Below are 21,194 nucleotides of genomic sequence, written 5' to 3' on the forward strand. Positions count from 1 at the left end.
ATGGCATTTGGTATTATTTAAACTCTTCTGGAGCCATGCAAACAGATTGGCAGCAAGTTAATGGTATTTGGTATTATTTCAATTCTTCTGGAGCTATGCAAACAGGCTGGCAACAAATTAATGGCAAATGGTACTATTTTAACTCAGATGGGTCATGGGATAGTTCGAAATAATAGATTTTCATGTAATTATTTTGGGGAAATAAAAATCAATACACGCTCGTATATTTATAATTAATGAAAAAGCTCTTTAGAATGCTAAAGTAAAGAGCTTTTTCACTAAATTTACATCAATATTTACTTAATAATTTCTATTAGGGGTACAGCTGCATGCCCATCAACTTAAGAAATTTCACTCCCCCTAAGTACAAAAAAACGTTATTCTTTCTAATGTCGCTTTTAAATAAAGTCACGGTGTTTATAAAAAAGTTGCGATATTCTATCTCCTTTAATTAAGAAATTCTAAGTGGGTTTTAATCAAACATCTTTTAAAAATGGAATGTCCATTCAAAAAAAACGAATCTATTTTGAAAAAAGATTCGTTTTTTTATCGTACAATATAAGTTTGCAAAGTATTTTTGATCGAACTTTTTTATAAAGCTTCACAAATACTCTATACAAAAATTTTAGCTACATGGTTCTTCCAGTTTTTTCAGCTTATTCTCCACTCTTATAAACATACTGATTATTAGTAATAGCATAGATCCCATAATTAAAAGTATTGCAGTGGAAGGGCTATTTAAAAATAGGCTGATAATACTTCCTAGTATAATAATTATAAATCCATTTTGTGTCATGATTTCAGCACTATACCTATTTCCAGCTTCCCAAAGTTTCATGTTTTTCATAGATCTAGTTGTTCGATAGCCAAATATTGCATTAATATCTGTCGGTGGTCTTTTTTTCAATAGTAATGAAGTTGATATAAAGATAATTCCAATTACCAGACTTACTCCTATATTCACAAGACTGTATATCATTTTAACCATCTCCATAAAATGTTATTATAAACTAATTATACCATTTTAATGGTGTTTTGTGGTGGCACTCTGACATTTATAAAATCACTATTTGGGGTCACTATACATCACCATCAAGTTAAGATAAATTTGTATCCATATAGCGAAAAAATCGCTATTCTTTTTGTAGAAATATGCAGAAAGGATGGCATTTTTTATGAATCTTTCGATTCAAGATGAACTCCAATTATTTACTGAGGAATTATATCAATATTTTACTCCTTCATTTTTAGAAGAGCTTGCTAGAGAGTTAGATTTTGTTCAACGAAAGCGTAAGTTTTCAGGACATGACTTAGCCACTATCTGTGTTTGGATGAGTCAACGGATAGCGAGTGATTCTTTAGTTAGACTGTGTAGTCAACTACATGCAGCTACAGGAACACTTATTAGGGGTCACCATACATGGCCATCAACTTAAGAAAAGTAAACACCCCCAAAACAAAAAAAGAGCTGATTTCTCAAAATAACTAACTGTAGAGAAAGAAAATTTTCATTTAGGGGGTACTTCAAAACCTTAGCTTGATGGCGATGCGTCAGTACCCCTTTCTAGAGTAATAGGATCAGTATGTCCAAGATTTAGAGATTCATTACAAGTGTCTGGAAGTTTTTGTACCAGACCCCCCATTTATGCCTGGTTAACTCGATTACTCCTATAAAGATAGTAAAAAGATTAAAATCAGACAATTATTGAAAAATACCAAAAGTAATTTAGATTATTCTGGAAAAATAGTAAAGTTGTGTATATAAGTATATTTAAAATTGTTTCTGTTTTAAAAAAAACTATTTTTAAAGGAGACGAAAAATGAGACAAAAAAAGATTTTCACCGTTATATGTGCATGTGGGATAGGTTTAGCAAGTTACTCTAATTGTGCTTCCGCAGCAATGGTTATAGAAAACAATTCAGCAATAACTACTGAAAGTACAGTAAATATTTCTGAAGTATCAGCTATGGAGAAAGTTAAGAAACCATTTCCTCAACAAGTAAACTACCCTGGTACGATTAAGCCAAATCATGTTTCACAAGAAAATTTAAACGCCTCAGTTAAAAATTATTATAATCACTGGAAAAAGAAGTACCTGAAAAATGATCTTTCTTCATTGCCAGGTGGTTATTATGTAAAAGGAGAAATTACAGGAGATGCAGGAGGTTTTAAACCGCTGGGCACATCTGAAGGACAAGGATATGGTATGGTCATAACAGTTTTAATGGCAGGTTATGATCCAGATGCACAGACTATTTATAATGGTTTATTTAAAACAGCTAGGGCTTTTAAAAGCTCTCAAAATCCTAATTTAATGGGATGGGTTGTAGCAGACAGTAAGAAAGCCCAAGGACATTTTGATTCTGCGACAGATGGTGATTTAGACATTGCGTATTCACTTCTTCTTGCACATAAGCAATGGGGATCAAGTGGTTCAATTAATTATCTAAAAGAGGCTCAAGACATGATCACAAAAGGAATTAAGGCCAGTAATGTAACAAAAAATAATCGCTTGAATTTAGGAGATTGGGACTCGAAAAATTCATTTGATACTAGACCATCAGATTGGATGATGTCTCACCTTAGAGCTTTCTACGAATTTACGGGGGATAAAACTTGGCTTAACGTTATTGACAATCTCTACAATGTTTATACACAGTTTACAGATAAATACTCGCCAACTACAGGATTAATTTCTGATTTTGTTGTAAAAAATCCACCACAACCTGCTCCTAAAAACTTTCTAGATGAATCAGAACATACCGATGCATATTACTATAATGCTAGTCGTGTACCACTCCGAATCGCTATGGACTATGCAATGTATGGAGAAAAAAGAAGTAAGGTGATTTCTGATAAGGTCGCTACGTGGATTGAAAATAAAACAAAGGGTAACCCAGCTAAAATCGTAGACGGTTATCAACTAAATGGAACAAATATTGGTGACTATCCAACAGCTGTGTTTGTTTCACCATTTATCGCTGCTGGTACAACTAACAGTAATAACCAAGGTTGGGTAAATAGCGGCTGGGATTGGATGAAGAATAAAAAAGAAAGCTATTTTAGTGATAGTTATAATCTATTAACTATGTTATTCTTAACCGGTAATTGGTGGAAACCAACTCCTGATAACAAAAACGTACAAAGCCCAATAAATTCAGAAATTCAAGCTGAATTTAAGGAATAGATATCAGATTCCTATAAATGCAAGGTTGGAAGTTCTCATCTCGCAAAAAATGCAGAGATGGCTATGTTGGTTCTGTTGCAAAGATAAAGTAAAAGAGAATATAACGCATATATTTCTAGTGAAATTGTATTTTATGCTGTAAGCTCAAACAAAAGATGGATAAATTCTTTCTGGTTTTGGACAGATTGATTCCGTGAATCAATCTGTTCTTTTTTAATCATATGCATGGCTTCTACTCCTGCAAGAATGAATGTTGCTGTGCCAAAAGACTTGAATCCTAGCATAGAGCGGATTCGCTTCTTTATAAAGCGATGATCTTGTTCTACTATGTTATTCAAGTACTTTTGTTGTCTAATCCGCATACCGTTAGGTATGCTTTTTTCTTTTTTCAACTGTTCAATTGCTATAGGATAAGCTGGATTCTTACCGACTGTTATAACACGAGGCTTTGAAACATGAAAAGACCGCAACGCTTTCTTGAAAAAGCGCTTTGCAGCCTTCTGATCTCTTGTTTTGCTTAGGCAAAAATTGATTGTATTTCCTTTCGAATCAACAGCACGATACAGATACATCCATTGACCTTCTACTTTAATATATGTTTCATCGACTCTCCAAGAGTCATTTGTTTGTTTGAAATAACGTCGGATCCGTTTGTCCAATTCAGGACCATACTGATGAACCCAACGCATAATCGTTGTATGAGAAATGGATAAACCCCGTTCCTCCATCATTTCCACCAAATCACGAAAACTGAGGTTGTACCGTAGGTACTATCTTACCGTTAACAAAATAATATCAGGCTGATAATGCTTCCATTTGAATATATTTTCCTTTTCCATATCAATTACACACCTCCTTTAGATTAGTAGTATCAGTATGTCCAAGATTTATAGATTCATTGCAATTTTCCTAGAGTTTTTGCACCAGAACCAAGATAAACTATATTGAGGAAGGATAATGTGAGTAAAATCACTGCATTATGATTTTATACCTTTTATTTTATAAAGTGACACTTTTATCATTGAGTTTTTTTCTTCCCCCACCTCAAACCTAGCTTCTTTGCTTTCACCGAGGTTTGAGGTGGGGATATTACTGCCCGTGAATAGCAGGATAAATTTATTAAACTCTAAAGCTATTCCTCAAAAATCATTTTCAATTACCACATATATTAATTTTATATTTTTATAGATAGTATACTTTTTTGATATCCTTGCGAAAACGATCTATATGTAGTATCATTTCATCGTAACAAACTCAATATATAGATTAGGAGCGGATCGAATGAATCCATCAAGTAGAATAACAAAACAGTCATGGGATAATTTATGGACAACATTTAACACTATTGTACGGGATAACGATCAAGACTTAATGCAAGAAAATGCAAATGTTGATGGCCGATCTCCAATGGGAATGATGGGAACATTTGCATCTGAGAGTGCAAAATATTATGCGATGGAACACTTACTTTCTGAACAGGTAAAAAAGGCAATTGATCAAAATATTTTATATCCGCACGATTTAGATTTTTATGCAACAGGTACAACAACGTGTTCACAAATTCCATTAGCACAAATACTAGAAAAAGGGTTTCATACAGGTCATGGACATATGCGACAACCACAAGATATTAAAAGTGCCTTGGCTCTTTCTTCTATTATTTTTCAGGCAAATCAAAATATGCAGCACGGTGGGCAATCCTTTGCAATGTTTGATATAGATTTAGCACCGTATGTGAAAAAACGTTTGAAAGAAACAAAAAACGTTTGGCAGCATATCCATTAACAGCAAAACAGGTAGAAGAGTTTGCATGGAAAGAAACAGAAAATGATACGCATCAGGCGTGTGAAGCTTTTATTCATAATTCAAATAGCATGCATAGCCGCGGTGGCGGACAAGTACCATTTATTTCGATTAACTACGGAACGGATACATCAAAAGAAGGAAGATTGCTAATTAGACAATTATTACGAGCAACTCAAGCTGGGTTAGGAAAAGGAGAAACACCAATCTTTCCAATTCAAATCTTTAAATTAAAAAAAGGTGTCAATTTTGAAGAAGGCGATCCAAATTATGATTTGTTTGAATTAGCATTAGAAACGACAGCAAAACGATTGTTCCCTAATTTTTCATTTTTAGATGCACCATTTAATGCGATGCATTATGATGGTCGCCCTGAAAGTGAAGTATGCTATATGGGCTGTCGTACCCGTGTTATGGCTAATATTCATGGAGAAGAAACAGCCATTGGAAGAGGGAATATATCGTTTACGTCCATTAACTTAGTAAAACTAGCATTAATAAGTGGCTCAAAAGAATCATTTTTTGAATCATTGAATCATTATGTAGATCTCGGCATTCGCCAGCTATTAGAAAGATTTGCTTACCAATCTACAAAAAAGGCAAGGGGGTTTCAGTTTTTCTATTCTCAAGGAGTATGGCGCGGCGGTGAAAAACTTCAACCAGAAGATTCTGTTGCTGAAATTTTGAAACAAGGTACGTTAAGTATTGGTTTTATTGGACTTGCTGAATGCTTAGTTGCTTTAACAGGAAAACATCATGGAGAAGATAAAAATTCATGGAATCTTGGGAATGAAATTGTTGCCTTTATGAGAAGAAAAATGGATCAAGCAACGGAAGAATATCAGTTGAATTTTTCATTAGTCGCAACCCCTGCAGAAGGATTATCAGGAAAGTTTATAAAAAAAGATTGCGCTGAATTTGGAACAATTAGTGGTGTAACAAATCATAACTATTACACAAATTCATTCCACATCCCGGTTTATTACCCTATTCAAGCACTTGATAAAGTTCGTTTAGAAGGACCGTTTCATGCACTTTGTAACGGCGGTCATATTACGTATATTGAATTGGACGGAGCCGCTGTTCATAATCAAAAAGCATTACAGCAAATTGTACAGGCAATGGCACAATATGGAGTTGGATACGGCTCTATTAATCACCCGGTAGATCGCTGTAAATGCTGTGGCTATAATGGAGTGATTGAGAATGAATGCCCAAGCTGCGGGAATGAAGATGAACATCATATTGAAAGAATCCGCCGTATTACTGGATACCTTGTCGGTGACATGTCGAAATGGAACAGTGCAAAACGTAGTGAAGAAGCGGATCGAGTGAAACATAAATGAGAGTAATGAATATTATTCATGATAGTGTTGTAGATGGAGAAGGGCTTCGGACAGTTGTGTTTTTTGCGGGCTGTCCGCATCATTGTTTAGGTTGTCATAATCCAAAATCTTGGAACCTTTGTAACGGTACCGAGATGAGCGCAGAAGAAATTGTAAAAGAGATTGCTACAAATTCGTTGAATGATGTAACATTTTCAGGTGGAGATCCATTTTTTCAAGCTGCCGAAGTGAAAGAAGTAGCAAAAGCCGTAAAAGCTTTGAACAAGAATCTATGGATTTATACTGGTTATACGTTAGAAGAGATCCAGAATTCACAAAACAACGATATGATAGAGTTGTTACATTATGGGGATGTTTTAGTTGATGGAAGATTTGAACTCGAAAAAAGAGATTTGACACTTCCATTTCGCGGAAGCTCCAATCAACGTATTATAAACTTAAATTGAACGGTTCTGTTGCAAAGTTAGCTGAAACATAAAGCATCTGGAATATTGCGGTTAGATTTTATGCAACCGTCAACAATTTATGTAATTCGTTATACGTCGAAAAAACGGAGTCTGGTTGAAGACTTCGTTTTTGTTTGTATATTGCATGAACAGTTTCTATACCTTTTATAGTACGAGAGGCATGTCGAAGACTTTGAAAGCCTAAGGAATGAGAAAAACGACAGTAATAGCCAACGGCTACCAAAATAATATCTTTTTTGAATTGTTTCCCTTTAAAATATCTCATCTGTCATTCTCCTTGGTTTTTTTCAGAGTTTAGCGTAGTTTAGAAAACTTTGCAACAGAACCCAAAATGAAACATTGGGATTTTTTAAGAATAAAAAATACGATGAATGGTTTTATTTTCTTAATTCACATAATTCTCAAAATTTAAATCTTTAATTGTTAATATTTGTTATATAATGAAATTGTCAAACCAGTCATCAAATAGTGTCCCTTATGTTTCTGTTGAAACAGTTTGATTGTCCCGTGTATTAACCTTCTAAGTTACAACGCACATGCGTATATATGATTTTCAATCTATCCGTGAATGTATATAAACAGCTAAAAGAATGATAAAGGATTAAAATTATGATATTTTGTTTATTGATTCTTGTACAAGAATCAATAAACAAAATATCATAACATAAAAAAAGAATTGCAAGCCATGTATTCTCTAAATGTAATAAATGAAAAATATAGCTAAATTTTTCAAAATACAGATAGGTGTTTTGTGAAGGTAAATTGAATAGAAAAAACATTCATTTAATAGGTGGACTGTTAAGTATATTTATTTTTAAATACATAGATTTAAATTCTGAAAATTGATTTTTTGAATTAGTTTTTAATAGTATAGAATAATATTTACGCCCGTACATTTAGTTAAGTAAGTAGTGTGTTTAACAAATATTATAAATATAGTTAAACGATAAAGATTATAAGGAAATATGAAATTATAACACAATCATTATTTATACCTATAAATTTCTGAATAATCAAACCAATATTCTTTTACAGCAAATACAATCAGCATGTAAGGTTTTTCCTGAAAATTTAATGAATGGTGGGAATGAAATGAAACGCAGGATGTTAACAAAATGGTTTGGAATTATAAGTTTAATCATTATATTGCTAGGGGTTTCTATTCCACAAGCAGCAGCCGAGATAATACATCAAGAAAAGTTTCAAATGAACTGGAATTATATTAAATTCAAAGGTACTAAAGTAAAGATAAAGGCAGACTTACTAAGAACGTCATCAAAAGATGTTGCATATTGTTTATCACCTGATCTGAATTCACCTAATGGAGATGATCTTCCTGAAATTGGAAAGGAGAATGATTTGGTATATCGTGTCTTACTTTATGGATACCCTCAAAAAACGCCGGCTGAATTAGGAGTTTCTACAAAAGAGGAAGCCTACTATGCAACTCAACTAGCTATCTGGATTGCATCTAAAAAAATTGAAATTGCCGATTCAAAGCCAGAAAACCAACAGGTATATAATCTTGTAAAACATTTGGTAGAAAAAGCTTATAAAGGTACTGAAGTTCAGGAAACATATTTGAACGTAATACCTACTGGAAAACAAACTGTAGAGCAAAATGGGGAATATTTTGAAACAAATTTATATAGAGTTCAATCAAATGCAGTATCTGGAGTATACTCAGTTCAAATGGAGGGCGCACCAGAAGGAGTTAAAATTATAAATGAACAAGGTGAAAAAAAGAATGAATTCTCTGTAGAGGAAAAATTTAAAGTTATGATTCCCAAAAACGCAACAAGTGGAAATTTCAAGATAAGAGTAAATGCAAAATTGCAGAGTTTACAAGCAATTACCTTTGATGGCCAACAAAGGATTCAAAATGCAACTGCTTTATTACCAAGAATGAGTGAAAAAAGCAGTACAGATATAGTAGTAAGATGGGAATTTTTAGGGTCGTTAAAAATTATGAAGGTAGGAGAAAATAGAGAAGCTTTAAAAGGGGCTGTGTTTGAGGTTGTAAGTGAAAATGGCGATTTTAGACAAGAAATCACTACAACTGAGAATGGGATTGCTACATTAAATAAACTTCCTATTGGTACGTATGTTGTAAAAGAAATTCAGGCTCCAGAGGGTTATGTACTTGATCCTACAATAAAAAAAATGGAAGTAAAAACTGGCGAGATAGCAGAAATAGAAATAAAGAATCAAAAAATAACAAGTGGCCTGGAAATTAAAAAAGTGAATGCTACATATGGAAATGCTAAACAATCTTATGATATACAAAGTAAAGAGCAGACAATAGAAAATGATCCTGCAAGTAAGGAAAAGCATCACCTGCCATCAACAGGAACGAAGTTTCCAACTGACCCGTTTGTAGGACTAGGATTTGTTATTTTAGGAATCTATATATTAAAAATAAGAAAAAATCATAGTTAAAAACTATAAACAATAAGGGATTTGTTACCAATGTTTAAAGTTAAATATGCTAAGAAATGTTTTGTGAAAAATGTAGATTATAAAAATTCCTATAAATGAAAACGCTTGCAATAAATCGAATTATGGAAAAACTATTCTAGTGCAAATACTTAGGAAAGATATAAAGAGGCGAAAAGTTTCCTAGTGGAATCTAGTCTTAAGCAGCAATTCCAAACAATTTATTCATAAATTGTTTGGTTTAGCTTCATAAGCTAGAAATGTAGAGGAAATTGCTATTCTATGTTTCTAACTAACATTTTTGCACCAGAACCCTTTTTCTTTATTCATTGAATTTGTTTTGATTTCTAGTAAGCTACTTATTCTTAAAAGACTACGGAAATTTTAAAAGCTCAAACAAGCATAACCCCGTTCTAAATTTAGGACGGGGTTAAAATATAGTTGTTTAATCTTGATGTAAGATACTTCACTACACTAAAAAATATAACAATAAAGTCGTTTAAAAATCTAAAATTATAAATTTAAAGCGTTATGAAGAATGAATACGAATCAACGCTTCCGCATGATTAATGCTTTCTTTTAAATAAATTGACGAATTGGGGTGGTTTAATATTTCTTCAGTAGTTAACCATAATACCTCTTCAACCTCATCGGGACTTTTAGAAAATGCTTCCCCCGATTCATATTCGCAAAGAAAAACAATATCCACAACATTTTCACCTGTATCTGTTACGAATGATGTACTATGTATATAATTTAGCCTGTCTTTTACGCTCACGTATAAAAACTAGTCAAAACTAAAATCCAATGTCCAAGAAATAAGGTCATAACGATAAAGGAATGTCGATAAGGACGGTTTAAATATTTACGATTTTTAAGAGTTGTAAAAATAAAAGCTAGCGTTATGAGAATGATTAGAATAACGAAAGCAAGTAAAAGTAATGTAAATGACATAGCAAAACTCCTTTAATACATTTGTTTCATTGTAGTTTTTAGAAGAAATGAATCAATCATTTCATATGCTTGTTTTGTAGATTGTTCGTTATAGTTTGTAGTATAAGGATCCAGAAATCCATGATTTCCTGGGAACTGTTGTATATGTAGAAATGGGTTGTTTTGTCTTTGTAATGTCGCGATAAGAGAAGAAATGGAACAGTTCAATTCTGTTTCTGGAAAAATTACAAGAGTAGGGCATGTAGGAATAATATAAGAGTAGTCTCGTATGCGAGAGCCATAGCAACCAATAATAAAAGTAACTTTTGGATTGTTACTGCATAGCCAAGAGATGGTTGCCCCAATACTAAAGCCTATGAGTCCTATGTATGGGTAGTCTTTTGCTAGTGTTTGAATCATTTCTTCAATTTTTTCTTTTCCATGTTGGAATCCAACGTTTTGCATAAAATGCAAGTAAGCTTTTTTTGCATCATTATAATGAAAGGGAGCATCTAGCTGTAAAAGACTTGGGCAGAAGATATCTATCTGTGGTGAAGAAAACCTGGATATGACATCCTGCATATGCTGATTTATGCCGTATATTTCGTGAACAACAATCAGAGCTACTTTGTTCTTCATTGATTATAAACCTTTCCTCTGAAAATTATATTCTCTTTCTACAACACATATTTTCATATGAAAGCTTTCATACCATTGTTCACGTCCTCTTTGTCTTGCTATAGTATGTGCTGCATTTTCTCTCCATTGTTTAATTGCTTCAAGTGAATCCCAATATGAAATTGTAATACCGAGACCAGATGCATCCCGTACGCTGTCAACGTTTATAAAGCCAGATTGCCCTTTAGCGAGTTTTTCCATTTCTTCAGCGACATCGTCATAATCAGTCGTGTCTTGTGAAAGCTTGGAAGTGAATATAACTGCATAATAAGGTTCGTTACTTTGCGTTGTATCCCTCATCGTATCCCTCCAAATATACTTATGGATTGTATCATATCATAAAGATTGAATAGTATGTCTTTTGAGTATAAAAATGTTTTGAGAAATATCCCGTACCATATTGGGATAACTGTTGAAAAAATAGAAATTTACGTTATTCGTGCAGTGATGATAAAAATATTTGGAAAGACAAATCATACGGCATACAAGAAAAACCCCACTTCAAATAAAACTGAAGTGGGGTTTCTTATATTTCTTCTAGGCTATTAACTGGAACTGTTAATTCGCGATCTGGATTCGTTGCATCATATATGCGGGCGGTTTCATTGCTTTCATCAACATGTTGAATCATAACGGGCATGCCTTGAAAACTGACATGTGCTTGTTCTGATGATTCGGAAAGCTCTTTTGCACGTTGTACATTCATTCTTACATTCCTCCCATCTTTATTATTTTTGCTGAAAAGGAGGAATAATATACCATTTTGAGATGGGTTTAAAGTTTTTGTATTATTTGTAATGTTTCTTTAATAAACACAGTAAATGTCGAATCAGGGAATTCTTGTATAGCATGAAAAGCTTCTGTTGCTTCTTGAAGCGCCTTTTGCTTATTTTTGAGTTCCATATAACAAAGGGCACGGTAAGCCCCCCCAGTTATAATCCATGCTTGGTCTAGTGGGTGAAACATATAATCTGGAATTGTCGCTTGCTGTAATGTTTCTAATGCTGCTTCATATCGCTTAAGGCCGTATAAAGCCTTTCCTTTTTCTAGGTAATAAATCCCGTCCTCTTGAAAGAGCGATTTATCTTGAAGTTTTTTTCTAAATAAATCTAGATGTTTGAGAGCTAATGTATATTCACTTGTTATTGTATTATAATAATAAGCTTTTAATATATCTATAATCGCAATAGATAAAATATTTTCTGTGAAAACGGCAAATTGTTCGGATTTTTTTATATAGTGTAGATATTTATTTTCATCTGCTACTATTACATTTTGGTAGGAGAGAATTCGATAAAATTCATCTGTTTTATAATACACTTGATTTTCTTTTGAGAAGTCAAGAGCTTGTAAGATAATTTTTTCGCACCCTTCATAATCACCATATGCGAGTAAAACAATTGCCTCACATAAGAATAATTCTATTTGTATAATAAGATCCATTTCTAATTGTTTTGCTTCATACTCTTTTCGAATAGAGGTAAGAAGTTCTAGGCATTCTTTATATTTTTTATGGACAAATAATACATAACATAGCTTTAAACTAGTTTGTGTACTTTCACGATATAAAGTATACTTTTGAAAAATTTCTACGGCTTTTTCAATATAGGAATGTATGCTGTAATCTTTCATATTAAATGCAACGCTTATAAATTGTTTATATAAACGAGCTGTACTTAAAGTAGGTGGTAGTTCTTTTTGAACAATAGGTAGCAGTGTACGATAAGCTTCTTCAAATTGATTATTTTTTATAGCTTGTTCCATTTTTGGAATCAGCTTTGTTACTTCTTCATTGTCCTCCTCTAGTAAAAAACTTGCTTCACATTCAAGCTGACTAGCAAGATATTGTAATGTCTTCATAGAAGGTGCTGCTTTCCCATTTTCAATTTGACTCAGCATACTTTTCGTTAGCTCTGAGCCAGCTAATTGTGTCTGAGTAAGACGCTTTTCTTTTCGTAATGCTTTAATTTTTTCACCAAGAGTAGCCATATTGTTGCTCCTTTATCACAAAAAAGTTAAATACAATTAAACTTTTTGTTGTCGAAATCTGAAAAATGATTATATAATAAGTTTAACACAATTTAACTTTTAAGGGGAGAGTGACGTAATGGGGGATGTAAGTATAAGTCAAAATGATCCAAGAATCAAAATTGCAACGAGAAATATCATTTTGATGATGATTGGAAAAATGACTTCTTTATTAGGTGCAGGGATTTATACGTTTGCAATGGGGTTATATGTTTTAAAAACGACGGGATCAGGCGTAGGTTTTGCAATTACGCTTATTTGCGGTTCTATTCCAAGAATGGTATGTGGACCAATTGCTGGGGCTGTGGCAGACCGAATAAACAGACGGTGGGTTGTTATTGTTGCAGATTTATTAAGTAGTCTTATCATGTTCACGATGTTTGCACTTTCTACTTTATTTGACATTTCACTTCTATTCATCTATGTATCTGCAGCACTGTTATCGATATGTGCAAGTTTCTATTCTGTTTCTTTTACGGCTTCTATTCCAACTTTAGTTGACAGTGCACGTATTCAACAAGCGAGTTCTTTAAACCAAACAGCGACAGCACTTTCGACTATTTTAGCACCAGTTATTGGTGGAATGGTGTTTGGTTTGTTTTCAATGAAATTCTTTTTTCTGTTAAATGGTATTACATTTTTTTTAGCGGTAATTGTACAGTTCTTTATTGCATTTGATCTGTATAAAGTACAAGCAGAACTGAAGAAAGCTCATTTTTTATCCAGTATTAAAGAAGGATTCTTATATGTAAAAAGACGTGATGATATGTATACGATGTTAAAAGTGTTTATTTGGATTAATTTCTTTGGCAGTGCACTGTTTGTTGCACTTCCGTATATTATCATTCAAAACTTACGTTTATCGTCTCAGCAACTAGGTGTTGTGGAAGGAATGTTGGCGGTAGGAATGCTGGTTGCATCAATTGTTTTATCTGTTCGTAAGGAAATGAATAATTTATTTCGCACGGTTCGCATTAGTTTATTTGTCTTAGCGGGTTTGTATTTGTGTACTGCATTTCCGTTATTAGTTACAATTCCAGGGACGGTAAGTTTTATTTACTATATAATTTTTATGCTTATTTTTGGAATGACGAGCATTTCCATCAATGTTCCCCTTCAAGTATATGTTCAGAAAACAACTGATTCACAATATTTAGGACGGGTTTTTGGATTAATTGAAACAATTTCTACGGCAATTACGCCTCTTGGAATTATTTTGTATGGATTTTTATTAGATATAATGCCAACTAGTATGGTAATGGTTATTTCGGCTATTGGAGTATGGATGGTAGTATTATTAGGGATGAAACAAATGGATGTGAAAAAACAAGTGGATGTATCAGCGTAGGTGTAGAATGTATGTTTATAAAAAGACTTCATTATTAAGGAAAATGAAGTCTCTTCTTTTTTGAAAGTGTTTTTTAGTTATGATACATTAAATGAAGAAGTCCATGTGGAATACTGAGAGAGGGAGAAGTACAACATGAAGTACAAAATATTGGTTATGCTATGTGCATTGTTTGCAATGGCTGGATGTAGCAGTAATTACGATATCCAAGTTGATACAGGTATGCAGGCATTAAAAGATGAGAAATATAGTGACGCAATTATGTGGTTTGAAAAAGCAGAAAAAGAAAAATCTACGAACGAAGCAAAAGCCTATAAAGAAGTTGCTAGCCTGATGGATCATGGTGCAACGGCGTTAAAAGATGGTAAATATTTAGAAGCAAAGGATGACGCGAACCAAGTATTACAAAAGAAAAAGGATGCATCCCTTGAGAAATCTGTAAAGTCAAACGCAGAAAATATGCTTCAAAAGGCAAAAGACATGGAAGAAAAAGAAAAGGAAAGAATTGCAAAGCAGAAAAAAGTGGACGAAGAAGGAATTGATAAAGTAATTAAAGCGGTAGATAGTATTGATGAAGTAAAAGAAAAGCAGAAGAAAGCTGGAGAAGTATTGGATAAAGCTGAAAATGCAAAAGAAAAAATAGAATCGAAGAAAAACTAATAGAATAGTATTTGAAAAGGTATGTATGAGGCTGTCGTTTGTTAAGACAGCTTCTTCTTTTTGAACGTTTTTTAACAAATTGAAAAATTTTTTAAAAGATAGGAAATATTTGGTATGATGGAAATGTTGAAAGGGTTTTCTACAAATCATAAGGGGGCTATGAAATGGGAAAATTAGATGGAAAAGTTGCTTTTGTCACTGGTGCTGCAATGGGGAATGGTGCTGGAATTGCCCATGTATTTGCTGAATTAGGAGCGAAAGTATTACTTGTTGATATTTCAGACAAGGTTCATGAAACAGCAAAAGAAATTGTTAGTAAGGGGTTAGAAGCAGCTAGTTACGAAGTAGATGTAACTGACTTTGCAGCTGTAAAAGAAATAGCAAAAGATGCATACGAAAAATATGGGAAGATTGATATATTAGTGAATAACGCAGGAGTTATTCGTCTTGCTAACTTTTTAGAGATGTCAGATGAAATGCGTGATTTTCAATTTCAAGTAAATATTAACGGTGTGTGGAACTTCTCTAAAGCAGTCTTGCCATATATGATTGAGAAAAACTATGGAAAAATCGTGAACATGTCATCTGTAACAGGAACGCTAGTTGCAGATGAAGGAGAAACAGCTTATGCGACAACAAAGGCCGCTATTTGGGGATTTACAAAAGCGTTAGCACGTGAAGTAGCCAAGCATTATATTACTGTAAATGCGATTTGTCCAGGCTATATTATGACGCCAATGGCAGAGCAAATTGCAAATGAGTCCGATCCAAATGAACCGAATAGTATTATTGATGGAATCGCTTCAGGCGTTCCGTTAGGTCGTTTAGGGAAGATTGAAGAGGTTGGTCAATTAGCTGGTTTCCTTGCATCAGATGAATCAAGTTACATAACAGGGACACACATTGTAATTGATGGTGGAAGTACGTTGCCAGAAACGGTTTCTGTTGGTGTGGAATAATATTTAAATATAGGAGGAATCTTAATGTTTTTAGGGTTTCTCCTATTAGGGTAATTTTTCGTATAATTAGAAAAATCAATTTTGTTACAATAACTTGAATTTCCACTATTTCATCAAAAAAAGGAATATAATAAATGTATAACCTATTACAAGGAAGTGTAATTTATGAGTACTGTAGCTATCGTATATGGTATTATTCTTTCTACTATTATTGCTTTATTTGTTTTTGGAGTTTCACGTTATATACACAAATGGAAAGAAGGGATTGCAAAGTTAAATCATATTGAAGAAGAACTTAGCGATTTAATGTTACATCATGGTAAGTAAAGAGGTTTATTTTTCAGTTAAATAATGTGAAGGATATCACAAAACATGCTAGCATTGTGGAGCATGTTTTTTTGTTATGTAAAAACGATAGTAGATAGGCACATTCGTTCCATTTCTTCCATACGATACAATGTTAAGTATGAAATGTTGGGAATAGAAAAGAGGGATCGAATGGCTAATTCAGGATATGTTCCAGATAATAAAAACTTAAAGAAAAGTTCTGGGACACCAAATCTTTTCTTTGACTCACGAGAAAATGTATTTTTTAAACGAGATGATAAAAATATTGCTTATGAAGTGACTTCAACACAATTACCAGCAATGATTGGAGGAGCGTTTGTCGATCTTTTTATGACGAAAGGTCATATGAGGGAACCACATTGGCATCCAAACGCTTGGGAATTAGATGTCATCGTTTCTGGAGAAGCAATTACTTCTATTTTAAATCCAGAAACAAATCAACTGCAAAATTATCGAGCAAAAGCTGGACAAACGGTATTTATTCCAATGGGTTGGTGGCACTGGATTACGGCTGTATCAGAAGAAGCCCATTTACATCTCTTCTTCAATAATGATCAATTTGAAACAGCTGAGGGTTCAGATGTACTTAGAATGACCCCACCAGAAGTATTCCAAGTCGCTTACGGTGTTAATGCTGAACATTTAGCTAAGGATCTTGCACCTATTAAAGGATCTGTTGTGATTGGGCCACCTAATTTAAAGCGTTCTATGGATGAACAACGGTCCGATATAGTGGTTGTATTAAATGGAGAGGTAACTTCGTGTGAGGTAGAGTAGCCCTTGTTCTCGAGTGAGGGCTATTTCATTTGTGCGTTTCTAGCAAAATACTGTATTTTTTTACATAACCTCCCTTTATATATTTGATATAATAGATATATTGATAAATGGTATTTTGTTAGGGGGAGTAATATAGTGAAGGTGTTAAAGGTTATAGGATGGAGTATTTTTATTATTATAGCAATCATCATAGCGATTTTAGCGATTATGGAATATTACTATTCAAAAGAAGATCCAAACTATGTGCTGGATTACATAAAAGAGCATAAGAATGAGCAAACATGTTCATTAATGATTAGAAGAAATGGTGAAATTTTAGCTACTGTGAATGAGAATAAAAAACTACCAGTAGCAAGTATGGCAAAAATAGTAGTAGCAGTGGAATTTGCAAAACAAGTTTCAGAAGAAAAGATAAATCCACAGGAGCAAATTCCATTACAAGATTTAGAAAAATACTACGTACCAGACACAGATGCTGGAGCACATCCTGCATGGTTAGAGGATGCAAAAATAAGAAATGCAATAAAAAATGAAAAGCTTTCTTTAGAAGAAGTAGCCCGAGGTATGATTCACTTTAGTTCTAATGCAAATACAACCTATTTATTAGAAAAATTAGGACTCGAAAGAATAAATAATAGCTTAAAAGAATTAGAGCTAAATAGCCATGATGCATTCTATCCATATACATCCTCCTTATATATGAGAGGATATGTAGAAAAAGAACTGAATGTACCTAAAGATCAATCATTAGAAGTGTTACGTAAAATGTCTATGGATGAATATAGAAAGCATGCTTTGAAAATACATGAATGGATGAAAGATGAAGCGGAATGGAAAAAACACAATATACCATTAAAAGTTGACATGGAATTTCAACGTATTTGGTCTGATAGGCTAGTAAGGGCAACTGCAAAAGACTATATGAGTCTAATAGGGAAAATCAATAATAGAACTGCTTTTCCAAAGCCAATGCAAGATGAGATTGAGAAGATTTTTAATGGGACTGTTGGAGATAGCATATATGAACATGCTGGTAAAAAAGGAGGTTCAACTCCATTTGTATTGACAAATAGTTTTTATGGTACAGATAAAGAAGGAAACAAGGTTGAAATAGTCTTTATGTCTAATGATTTAGATTCTATGGAATCACAAAAACTTAAGAATAACTTAGATTATTTTATTCGATCTGTAGTAACGAGTGAGGAATTTAGAGAAAAGTTATAACAATATAATTTTATTATGTAAACAAAAGGTGCTTTTTTCATGAAGTGCCTTTTGTTTGTTATACAGCAAAAAATATTGAAAGGAATTGGTCAATATCTAATAGAATCAATTTGGATAGAAGAGAAAGTAAAAAGGAGGGATTTTATGACTCAAATCTATTTTGTTCGTCATGCTCATTCTGTCTATACACCGGAGGAAAGAGAACGCCCATTATCCGAAAAAGGACGGAATGATGCGCAAAGTGTGGCAGAGTTATTAAAAGAAGAGAAAATTGATGTTGTAATTTCTAGTCCATACAAACGAGCGATTCAAACTGTCCAAGGAGTTGCAAATCAATTTCAATTATCTATGAAAATTGAAGAAGATTTACGTGAGAGGCTATTAAGTAAAGAACAGGTAGAAGATTTTGAGGAAGCAATTATGAAAGTATGGGAGAATCCCGCCTTCTCGTTTGAAGGCGGGGAATCAAATGATATAGCACAAAAACGTGGTGTCAAATGTATTCAAAATATATTAAAACAATATAAAGGGAAAAATATTGTAGTTGGTACCCATGGAAATATTATGGTGTTAATAATGAATTATTTTGATTCTACATATGACTATCATTTTTGGAAAACACTCGACATGCCAGATGTATATAAATTGACTTTTAATGAAGAGAGTTTACTTGCTACTGCAAGAGTAGAAGAGCGCACTAAAATATAGAAACAGGTCATCATGTGAATAATTTGTAAAATTTTATCGAGAAAGCAGGAAAGAACGGGTTTGTTAGAGAAGTATGCTTTTGTAACATAAAAAAATGCGTGATAAAGGAGGCTGTTTACATGTTTGAGAAAGAGAAGGGGTTAGTAGATCATCCAGAAGGACTCATTGAAGTTCATAACGTATATGAAATTGTGCCACCTGATGGAACAATTATTGGTATGGCAACACCAGAAGAGATGGAAGTTGCTGCCGAACTCGAATTACAGCACTATGCCTATTCTCGTTTACTAGAAGCAAATATTCAGTTAGACGGTTCCTCCTACAAGGATATACTTCAGGAGTTCCAGGAGTATGAAAGAAAGTCAATAGGGTTTTGGCGGGCATTACATAAACGCTTAGCTGTACCTTGGGCATGGGTACTTCGTGTTGATGTTGCAAATGGACCTATATATGTGAATAATGGAAACTCGTATTATGATGGTAATGAAGACGAGGAAGATTATGAATAGATGAAAAGGCAAGAAAGCAGTGAAGGCTGCTTTCTTTTTTGCATGTTTATTTAATTTTAGAATGCTCATTGTTTTCAGGGTCATGTACGTCACTTACTTCGAAGGAATGGATTGCCTGAATTATGATATCAGGACGGTCACTTTCGATTCCATGGCTAGCATTTTGTGCCAGGATATACCGGCTATTTTGAGAGAGCATACGTTGTTCTTGAATGAGCTCTTGCCATGTTTTTTCAAGTTTTATAGCTTCTTCATCAGGCATTCCCCCTTGAATCATTTGCTCGATAGAATGATTTGGATCTCTTCCCATGACGATCAATGGTGTTATTAATGTTACTCCAAGTTGTTTTATTCTTTGTGCACAAGATTTCCATTCTGAAAGCTCAGAAGTAGTAGCCTTATATAAGAAAGGGGATGTAAGAAATTCTGCATATTGTTTTTGTTTATATGATGACAAGAGACTGTATTGATTTAACAATGTAGATTGTAGTACTGCCCGAAGTGATTCTGAATTCATATTGGAGTAACTCCTATATTTTTGTAGCCATATATCATCTGAGTCGGTTTGATCAGAGATAGGTAAATCAAGCTCATCTAATCGATGTAAGTTCATAGAAGTGGAATCAACAAGCACAACAGCTTTTAATTGTTCCGGATACAACATAGCAAACTGCTGCGCACATAGTCCTCCATAAGAATGACCAACTAAAATAATGGGTTGCCGAATAGTAAGCACATGTAATAATTCGCGTAATTCTTTTGTTGCTTGTAGTGTCGTACGTGGTTCGTTACCAAGTTCGCTTTTCCCATAACCGGGGCGATGAAAGAGAATAACTTTATAATTGAGAGCAAGCTTCTCTGCAATTGGCATCCAATCATAAAAAGAACAGCCCATTCCAGTTTGAATAACTACTATTTGAGAACCAGTTCCTTTTATACAAACTTCCATCTTCTTTCTAAGTACTTCTACAAAATGATTCATAGTAATCCTCCTCTAGGATTGAAATATTCTTTGACAAGCAAATGCGATACACCAAATGCCTACACCGAATAGTACAGAGGTACTGAGTGAAAAAGAATTTTTTAATCCAATATAAACAACAAATAATAGAAGTGCTGATGCAGGAAATCCGTATAATACTCCTAAAGCAAATTGACTTAAATCTTGTTTGCTCCCACCTTCAAATGAAAGCCAAAACAAGCTAAGCAAACTGATAAGTGGAAGGGCAGCAATAAAACCACCAATTGTACTATAATGTTTGGCAAACTCAGTTACACCACCGATGATGAGGGCGGAAACGATTACTTTAACGAGGAAATGCATATTTTGACTCCTTTGCTAGTAATGAAAAAGCCTTTTCGATTAATTGCTGTTCTTCTTTTGAAAATTGAGATTCTAACATTTTTAATTTTTCTTCATCTAATAATGTATGTTTCGTTAATGCTTCCTTACCTTCTGTAGTCAATGTTAGATTAACGACTCGTTCATCTTGTTTATTTCGCTCCTTTATCACGAATCCTTTTTGAATAAGGCGTTTCACATGCTCTGATGCTGTATTATGAGATAAGCCTAATTCAGATGCGACCTTACCAATTGTAGTTTCCGTTTCTCGGGAAATGATTTGCAGAATCCGGATAGCTTGGTGAGAGAGATTATCTTCATATTCATACCGTAAATGATAATAAATGGTTTCCCAATTTTGATTGATGTTCCTCATAATGATAATATTCCTCCGTTTTTTATTTATATCTTATAATACGATATATTCGTTTTGCAAGAAG

Annotated in this window: 22 protein-coding genes and 5 pseudogenes; 14 read left to right on the forward strand and 13 right to left on the reverse strand. The window is 33.5% G+C overall.

Going from position 1 to position 21,194, the window contains the following annotated elements:
• A partial coding sequence (locus tag ACM6HU_RS04185; RefSeq protein WP_414848018.1) for a choline-binding protein A occupies positions 1–173 on the forward strand: 173 nt, incomplete at its 5' end.
• 452 nt (positions 174–625) lie between these two features.
• Here ACM6HU_RS04185 and ACM6HU_RS04190 read toward each other — a convergent pair.
• Positions 626–979 carry an SdpI family protein gene (locus ACM6HU_RS04190; RefSeq protein WP_016114264.1) on the reverse strand — a complete coding sequence of 118 codons (354 nt, stop codon included), beginning with the start codon at positions 977–979 and terminating at the stop codon, positions 626–628.
• A gap of 196 nt (positions 980–1,175) precedes the next feature.
• Here ACM6HU_RS04190 and ACM6HU_RS04195 point away from each other — a divergent pair.
• Together ACM6HU_RS04195 and ACM6HU_RS04200 are read left to right on the forward strand one after the other, a co-directional pair.
• Positions 1,176–1,406 (forward strand): annotated as a pseudogene (locus tag ACM6HU_RS04195) (IS4 family transposase); the annotation flags it as partial.
• 414 nt (positions 1,407–1,820) lie between these two features.
• Positions 1,821–3,188, forward strand: a complete 1,368-nt coding sequence (locus tag ACM6HU_RS04200; protein WP_016114266.1) for a glycosyl hydrolase family 8 — start codon at positions 1,821–1,823, stop codon at positions 3,186–3,188.
• A 131-nt stretch (positions 3,189–3,319) separates the two neighbouring features.
• Here ACM6HU_RS04200 and ACM6HU_RS04205 read toward each other — a convergent pair.
• A pseudogene (locus ACM6HU_RS04205) lies at positions 3,320–4,027 on the reverse strand (IS6 family transposase).
• A gap of 442 nt (positions 4,028–4,469) precedes the next feature.
• Here ACM6HU_RS04205 and ACM6HU_RS04210 point away from each other — a divergent pair.
• Positions 4,470–6,337: pseudogene (locus ACM6HU_RS04210) on the forward strand (anaerobic ribonucleoside triphosphate reductase).
• Complete coding sequence (gene nrdG, locus ACM6HU_RS04215) at positions 6,334–6,783, forward strand: anaerobic ribonucleoside-triphosphate reductase activating protein (RefSeq protein WP_016114269.1); 450 nt, start codon at positions 6,334–6,336, stop codon at positions 6,781–6,783. The pseudogene ACM6HU_RS04210 and the gene nrdG overlap by 4 nt, the downstream one beginning before the upstream one ends.
• Before the next feature lie 58 nt (positions 6,784–6,841).
• On the opposite strand, the pseudogene ACM6HU_RS04220 reads toward nrdG, so the two are convergent.
• Positions 6,842–7,003 (reverse strand): annotated as a pseudogene (locus ACM6HU_RS04220) (IS6 family transposase); the annotation flags it as partial.
• A pseudogene (locus ACM6HU_RS04225) lies at positions 6,988–7,069 on the reverse strand (IS6 family transposase); the annotation flags it as partial. The pseudogenes ACM6HU_RS04225 and ACM6HU_RS04220, both read right to left, overlap by 16 nt.
• 827 nt (positions 7,070–7,896) lie before the next feature.
• Here ACM6HU_RS04225 and ACM6HU_RS04230 point away from each other — a divergent pair.
• On the forward strand, positions 7,897–9,243 hold the full coding sequence (locus ACM6HU_RS04230; protein ID WP_016114271.1) for a SpaA isopeptide-forming pilin-related protein: 1,347 nt from the start codon (positions 7,897–7,899) through the stop codon (positions 9,241–9,243).
• A 526-nt stretch (positions 9,244–9,769) separates the two neighbouring features.
• Here the strand turns inward: ACM6HU_RS04230 and ACM6HU_RS04235 are convergent.
• The 6 genes from ACM6HU_RS04235 to ACM6HU_RS04260 all read right to left on the reverse strand — a co-directional run bounded on the left by ACM6HU_RS04235 (position 9,770) and on the right by ACM6HU_RS04260 (position 12,840).
• Positions 9,770–10,018 (reverse strand): hypothetical protein, encoded by a 249-nt coding sequence (locus tag ACM6HU_RS04235; RefSeq protein WP_016114272.1) that lies wholly within the window; start codon positions 10,016–10,018, stop codon positions 9,770–9,772.
• Complete coding sequence (locus ACM6HU_RS04240) at positions 10,015–10,194, reverse strand: hypothetical protein (RefSeq protein WP_016114273.1); 180 nt, start codon at positions 10,192–10,194, stop codon at positions 10,015–10,017. Before ACM6HU_RS04240 ends, ACM6HU_RS04235 begins: the two co-directional genes overlap by 4 nt.
• A gap of 12 nt (positions 10,195–10,206) precedes the next feature.
• The gene (locus tag ACM6HU_RS04245; RefSeq protein ID WP_016132692.1) at positions 10,207–10,812 is read right to left on the reverse strand and encodes a dienelactone hydrolase family protein; all 606 of its coding nucleotides are present in this window, start codon (positions 10,810–10,812) and stop codon (positions 10,207–10,209) included.
• Positions 10,813–10,815: 3 nt separating this feature from the next.
• Positions 10,816–11,151 carry an antibiotic biosynthesis monooxygenase family protein gene (locus ACM6HU_RS04250; protein WP_088093787.1) on the reverse strand — a complete coding sequence of 112 codons (336 nt, stop codon included), beginning with the start codon at positions 11,149–11,151 and terminating at the stop codon, positions 10,816–10,818.
• Between the two features lie 226 nt (positions 11,152–11,377).
• Positions 11,378–11,557 carry an H-type small acid-soluble spore protein gene (locus tag ACM6HU_RS04255; protein ID WP_006094378.1) on the reverse strand — a complete coding sequence of 60 codons (180 nt, stop codon included), beginning with the start codon at positions 11,555–11,557 and terminating at the stop codon, positions 11,378–11,380.
• A gap of 68 nt (positions 11,558–11,625) precedes the next feature.
• Positions 11,626–12,840: a helix-turn-helix domain-containing protein gene (locus ACM6HU_RS04260; protein WP_414848003.1), complete on the reverse strand. Its 1,215-nt coding sequence runs from the start codon at positions 12,838–12,840 to the stop codon at positions 11,626–11,628.
• A gap of 118 nt (positions 12,841–12,958) precedes the next feature.
• On the opposite strand from ACM6HU_RS04260, the gene ACM6HU_RS04265 reads away from it, so the two are divergent.
• The 8 genes from ACM6HU_RS04265 (at position 12,959) to ACM6HU_RS04300 (ending at position 19,412) form a co-directional block, all read left to right on the forward strand.
• Positions 12,959–14,227, forward strand: a complete 1,269-nt coding sequence (locus tag ACM6HU_RS04265; protein ID WP_016114278.1) for an MFS transporter — start codon at positions 12,959–12,961, stop codon at positions 14,225–14,227.
• 135 nt (positions 14,228–14,362) lie between these two features.
• On the forward strand, positions 14,363–14,887 hold the full coding sequence (locus ACM6HU_RS04270) for a DUF4398 domain-containing protein (RefSeq protein WP_016114279.1): 525 nt from the start codon (positions 14,363–14,365) through the stop codon (positions 14,885–14,887).
• Positions 14,888–15,051: 164 nt separating this feature from the next.
• Positions 15,052–15,846, forward strand: a complete 795-nt coding sequence (ucpA, locus tag ACM6HU_RS04275; protein WP_088093785.1) for an SDR family oxidoreductase UcpA — start codon at positions 15,052–15,054, stop codon at positions 15,844–15,846.
• 165 nt (positions 15,847–16,011) lie between these two features.
• Positions 16,012–16,173 carry a hypothetical protein gene (locus tag ACM6HU_RS04280; RefSeq protein ID WP_016132696.1) on the forward strand — a complete coding sequence of 54 codons (162 nt, stop codon included), beginning with the start codon at positions 16,012–16,014 and terminating at the stop codon, positions 16,171–16,173.
• A 171-nt stretch (positions 16,174–16,344) separates the two neighbouring features.
• Positions 16,345–16,971 (forward strand): cupin domain-containing protein, encoded by a 627-nt coding sequence (locus tag ACM6HU_RS04285; protein ID WP_033671093.1) that lies wholly within the window; start codon positions 16,345–16,347, stop codon positions 16,969–16,971.
• A gap of 135 nt (positions 16,972–17,106) precedes the next feature.
• Positions 17,107–18,195 (forward strand): serine hydrolase, encoded by a 1,089-nt coding sequence (locus ACM6HU_RS04290; RefSeq protein ID WP_016131307.1) that lies wholly within the window; start codon positions 17,107–17,109, stop codon positions 18,193–18,195.
• 144 nt (positions 18,196–18,339) lie between these two features.
• Complete coding sequence (locus tag ACM6HU_RS04295) at positions 18,340–18,903, forward strand: histidine phosphatase family protein (protein WP_016131308.1); 564 nt, start codon at positions 18,340–18,342, stop codon at positions 18,901–18,903.
• A gap of 119 nt (positions 18,904–19,022) precedes the next feature.
• Positions 19,023–19,412 (forward strand): hypothetical protein, encoded by a 390-nt coding sequence (locus ACM6HU_RS04300; RefSeq protein WP_016114284.1) that lies wholly within the window; start codon positions 19,023–19,025, stop codon positions 19,410–19,412.
• Between the two features lie 46 nt (positions 19,413–19,458).
• On the opposite strand, the gene ACM6HU_RS04305 is transcribed toward ACM6HU_RS04300, so the two are convergent.
• The 3 genes from ACM6HU_RS04305 to ACM6HU_RS04315 are packed head-to-tail and all read right to left on the reverse strand — an operon-like array spanning position 19,459 to position 21,130.
• Positions 19,459–20,394 carry an alpha/beta hydrolase gene (locus ACM6HU_RS04305; RefSeq protein WP_077295086.1) on the reverse strand — a complete coding sequence of 312 codons (936 nt, stop codon included), beginning with the start codon at positions 20,392–20,394 and terminating at the stop codon, positions 19,459–19,461.
• A 12-nt stretch (positions 20,395–20,406) separates the two neighbouring features.
• The gene (locus tag ACM6HU_RS04310; RefSeq protein ID WP_016114286.1) at positions 20,407–20,736 is read right to left on the reverse strand and encodes a DUF3147 family protein; all 330 of its coding nucleotides are present in this window, start codon (positions 20,734–20,736) and stop codon (positions 20,407–20,409) included.
• Positions 20,720–21,130 carry a MarR family winged helix-turn-helix transcriptional regulator gene (locus ACM6HU_RS04315; protein ID WP_016114287.1) on the reverse strand — a complete coding sequence of 137 codons (411 nt, stop codon included), beginning with the start codon at positions 21,128–21,130 and terminating at the stop codon, positions 20,720–20,722. The genes ACM6HU_RS04310 and ACM6HU_RS04315 overlap by 17 nt, the downstream gene beginning before the upstream one ends.
• Positions 21,131–21,194 lie beyond the last annotated feature (64 nt).

The sequence above is a fragment of the Bacillus sp. IT-79MI2 genome, from assembly GCF_949768135.1.
Classification (GTDB): Bacteria; Bacillota; Bacilli; order Bacillales; family Bacillaceae_G; genus Bacillus_A; species Bacillus_A pseudomycoides.

Coding starts and splice junctions, on each gene's coding strand:
- ACM6HU_RS04190 (WP_016114264.1), bottom strand. CDS start 979: ATGATATACAGTCTTGTGAATATAGGAGTAAGTCTGGTAATTGGAATT.
- ACM6HU_RS04200 (WP_016114266.1), top strand. CDS start 1,821: ATGAGACAAAAAAAGATTTTCACCGTTATATGTGCATGTGGGATAGGT.
- nrdG (WP_016114269.1), top strand. CDS start 6,334: ATGAGAGTAATGAATATTATTCATGATAGTGTTGTAGATGGAGAAGGG.
- ACM6HU_RS04230 (WP_016114271.1), top strand. CDS start 7,897: ATGAAACGCAGGATGTTAACAAAATGGTTTGGAATTATAAGTTTAATC.
- ACM6HU_RS04240 (WP_016114273.1), bottom strand. CDS start 10,194: ATGTCATTTACATTACTTTTACTTGCTTTCGTTATTCTAATCATTCTC.
- ACM6HU_RS04245 (WP_016132692.1), bottom strand. CDS start 10,812: ATGAAGAACAAAGTAGCTCTGATTGTTGTTCACGAAATATACGGCATA.
- ACM6HU_RS04250 (WP_088093787.1), bottom strand. CDS start 11,151: ATGAGGGATACAACGCAAAGTAACGAACCTTATTATGCAGTTATATTC.
- ACM6HU_RS04255 (WP_006094378.1), bottom strand. CDS start 11,557: ATGAATGTACAACGTGCAAAAGAGCTTTCCGAATCATCAGAACAAGCA.
- ACM6HU_RS04260 (WP_414848003.1), bottom strand. CDS start 12,840: ATGGCTACTCTTGGTGAAAAAATTAAAGCATTACGAAAAGAAAAGCGT.
- ACM6HU_RS04265 (WP_016114278.1), top strand. CDS start 12,959: ATGGGGGATGTAAGTATAAGTCAAAATGATCCAAGAATCAAAATTGCA.
- ACM6HU_RS04270 (WP_016114279.1), top strand. CDS start 14,363: ATGAAGTACAAAATATTGGTTATGCTATGTGCATTGTTTGCAATGGCT.
- ucpA (WP_088093785.1), top strand. CDS start 15,052: ATGGGAAAATTAGATGGAAAAGTTGCTTTTGTCACTGGTGCTGCAATG.
- ACM6HU_RS04280 (WP_016132696.1), top strand. CDS start 16,012: ATGAGTACTGTAGCTATCGTATATGGTATTATTCTTTCTACTATTATT.
- ACM6HU_RS04285 (WP_033671093.1), top strand. CDS start 16,345: ATGGCTAATTCAGGATATGTTCCAGATAATAAAAACTTAAAGAAAAGT.
- ACM6HU_RS04295 (WP_016131308.1), top strand. CDS start 18,340: ATGACTCAAATCTATTTTGTTCGTCATGCTCATTCTGTCTATACACCG.
- ACM6HU_RS04300 (WP_016114284.1), top strand. CDS start 19,023: ATGTTTGAGAAAGAGAAGGGGTTAGTAGATCATCCAGAAGGACTCATT.
- ACM6HU_RS04305 (WP_077295086.1), bottom strand. CDS start 20,394: ATGAATCATTTTGTAGAAGTACTTAGAAAGAAGATGGAAGTTTGTATA.
- ACM6HU_RS04310 (WP_016114286.1), bottom strand. CDS start 20,736: ATGCATTTCCTCGTTAAAGTAATCGTTTCCGCCCTCATCATCGGTGGT.
- ACM6HU_RS04315 (WP_016114287.1), bottom strand. CDS start 21,130: ATGAGGAACATCAATCAAAATTGGGAAACCATTTATTATCATTTACGG.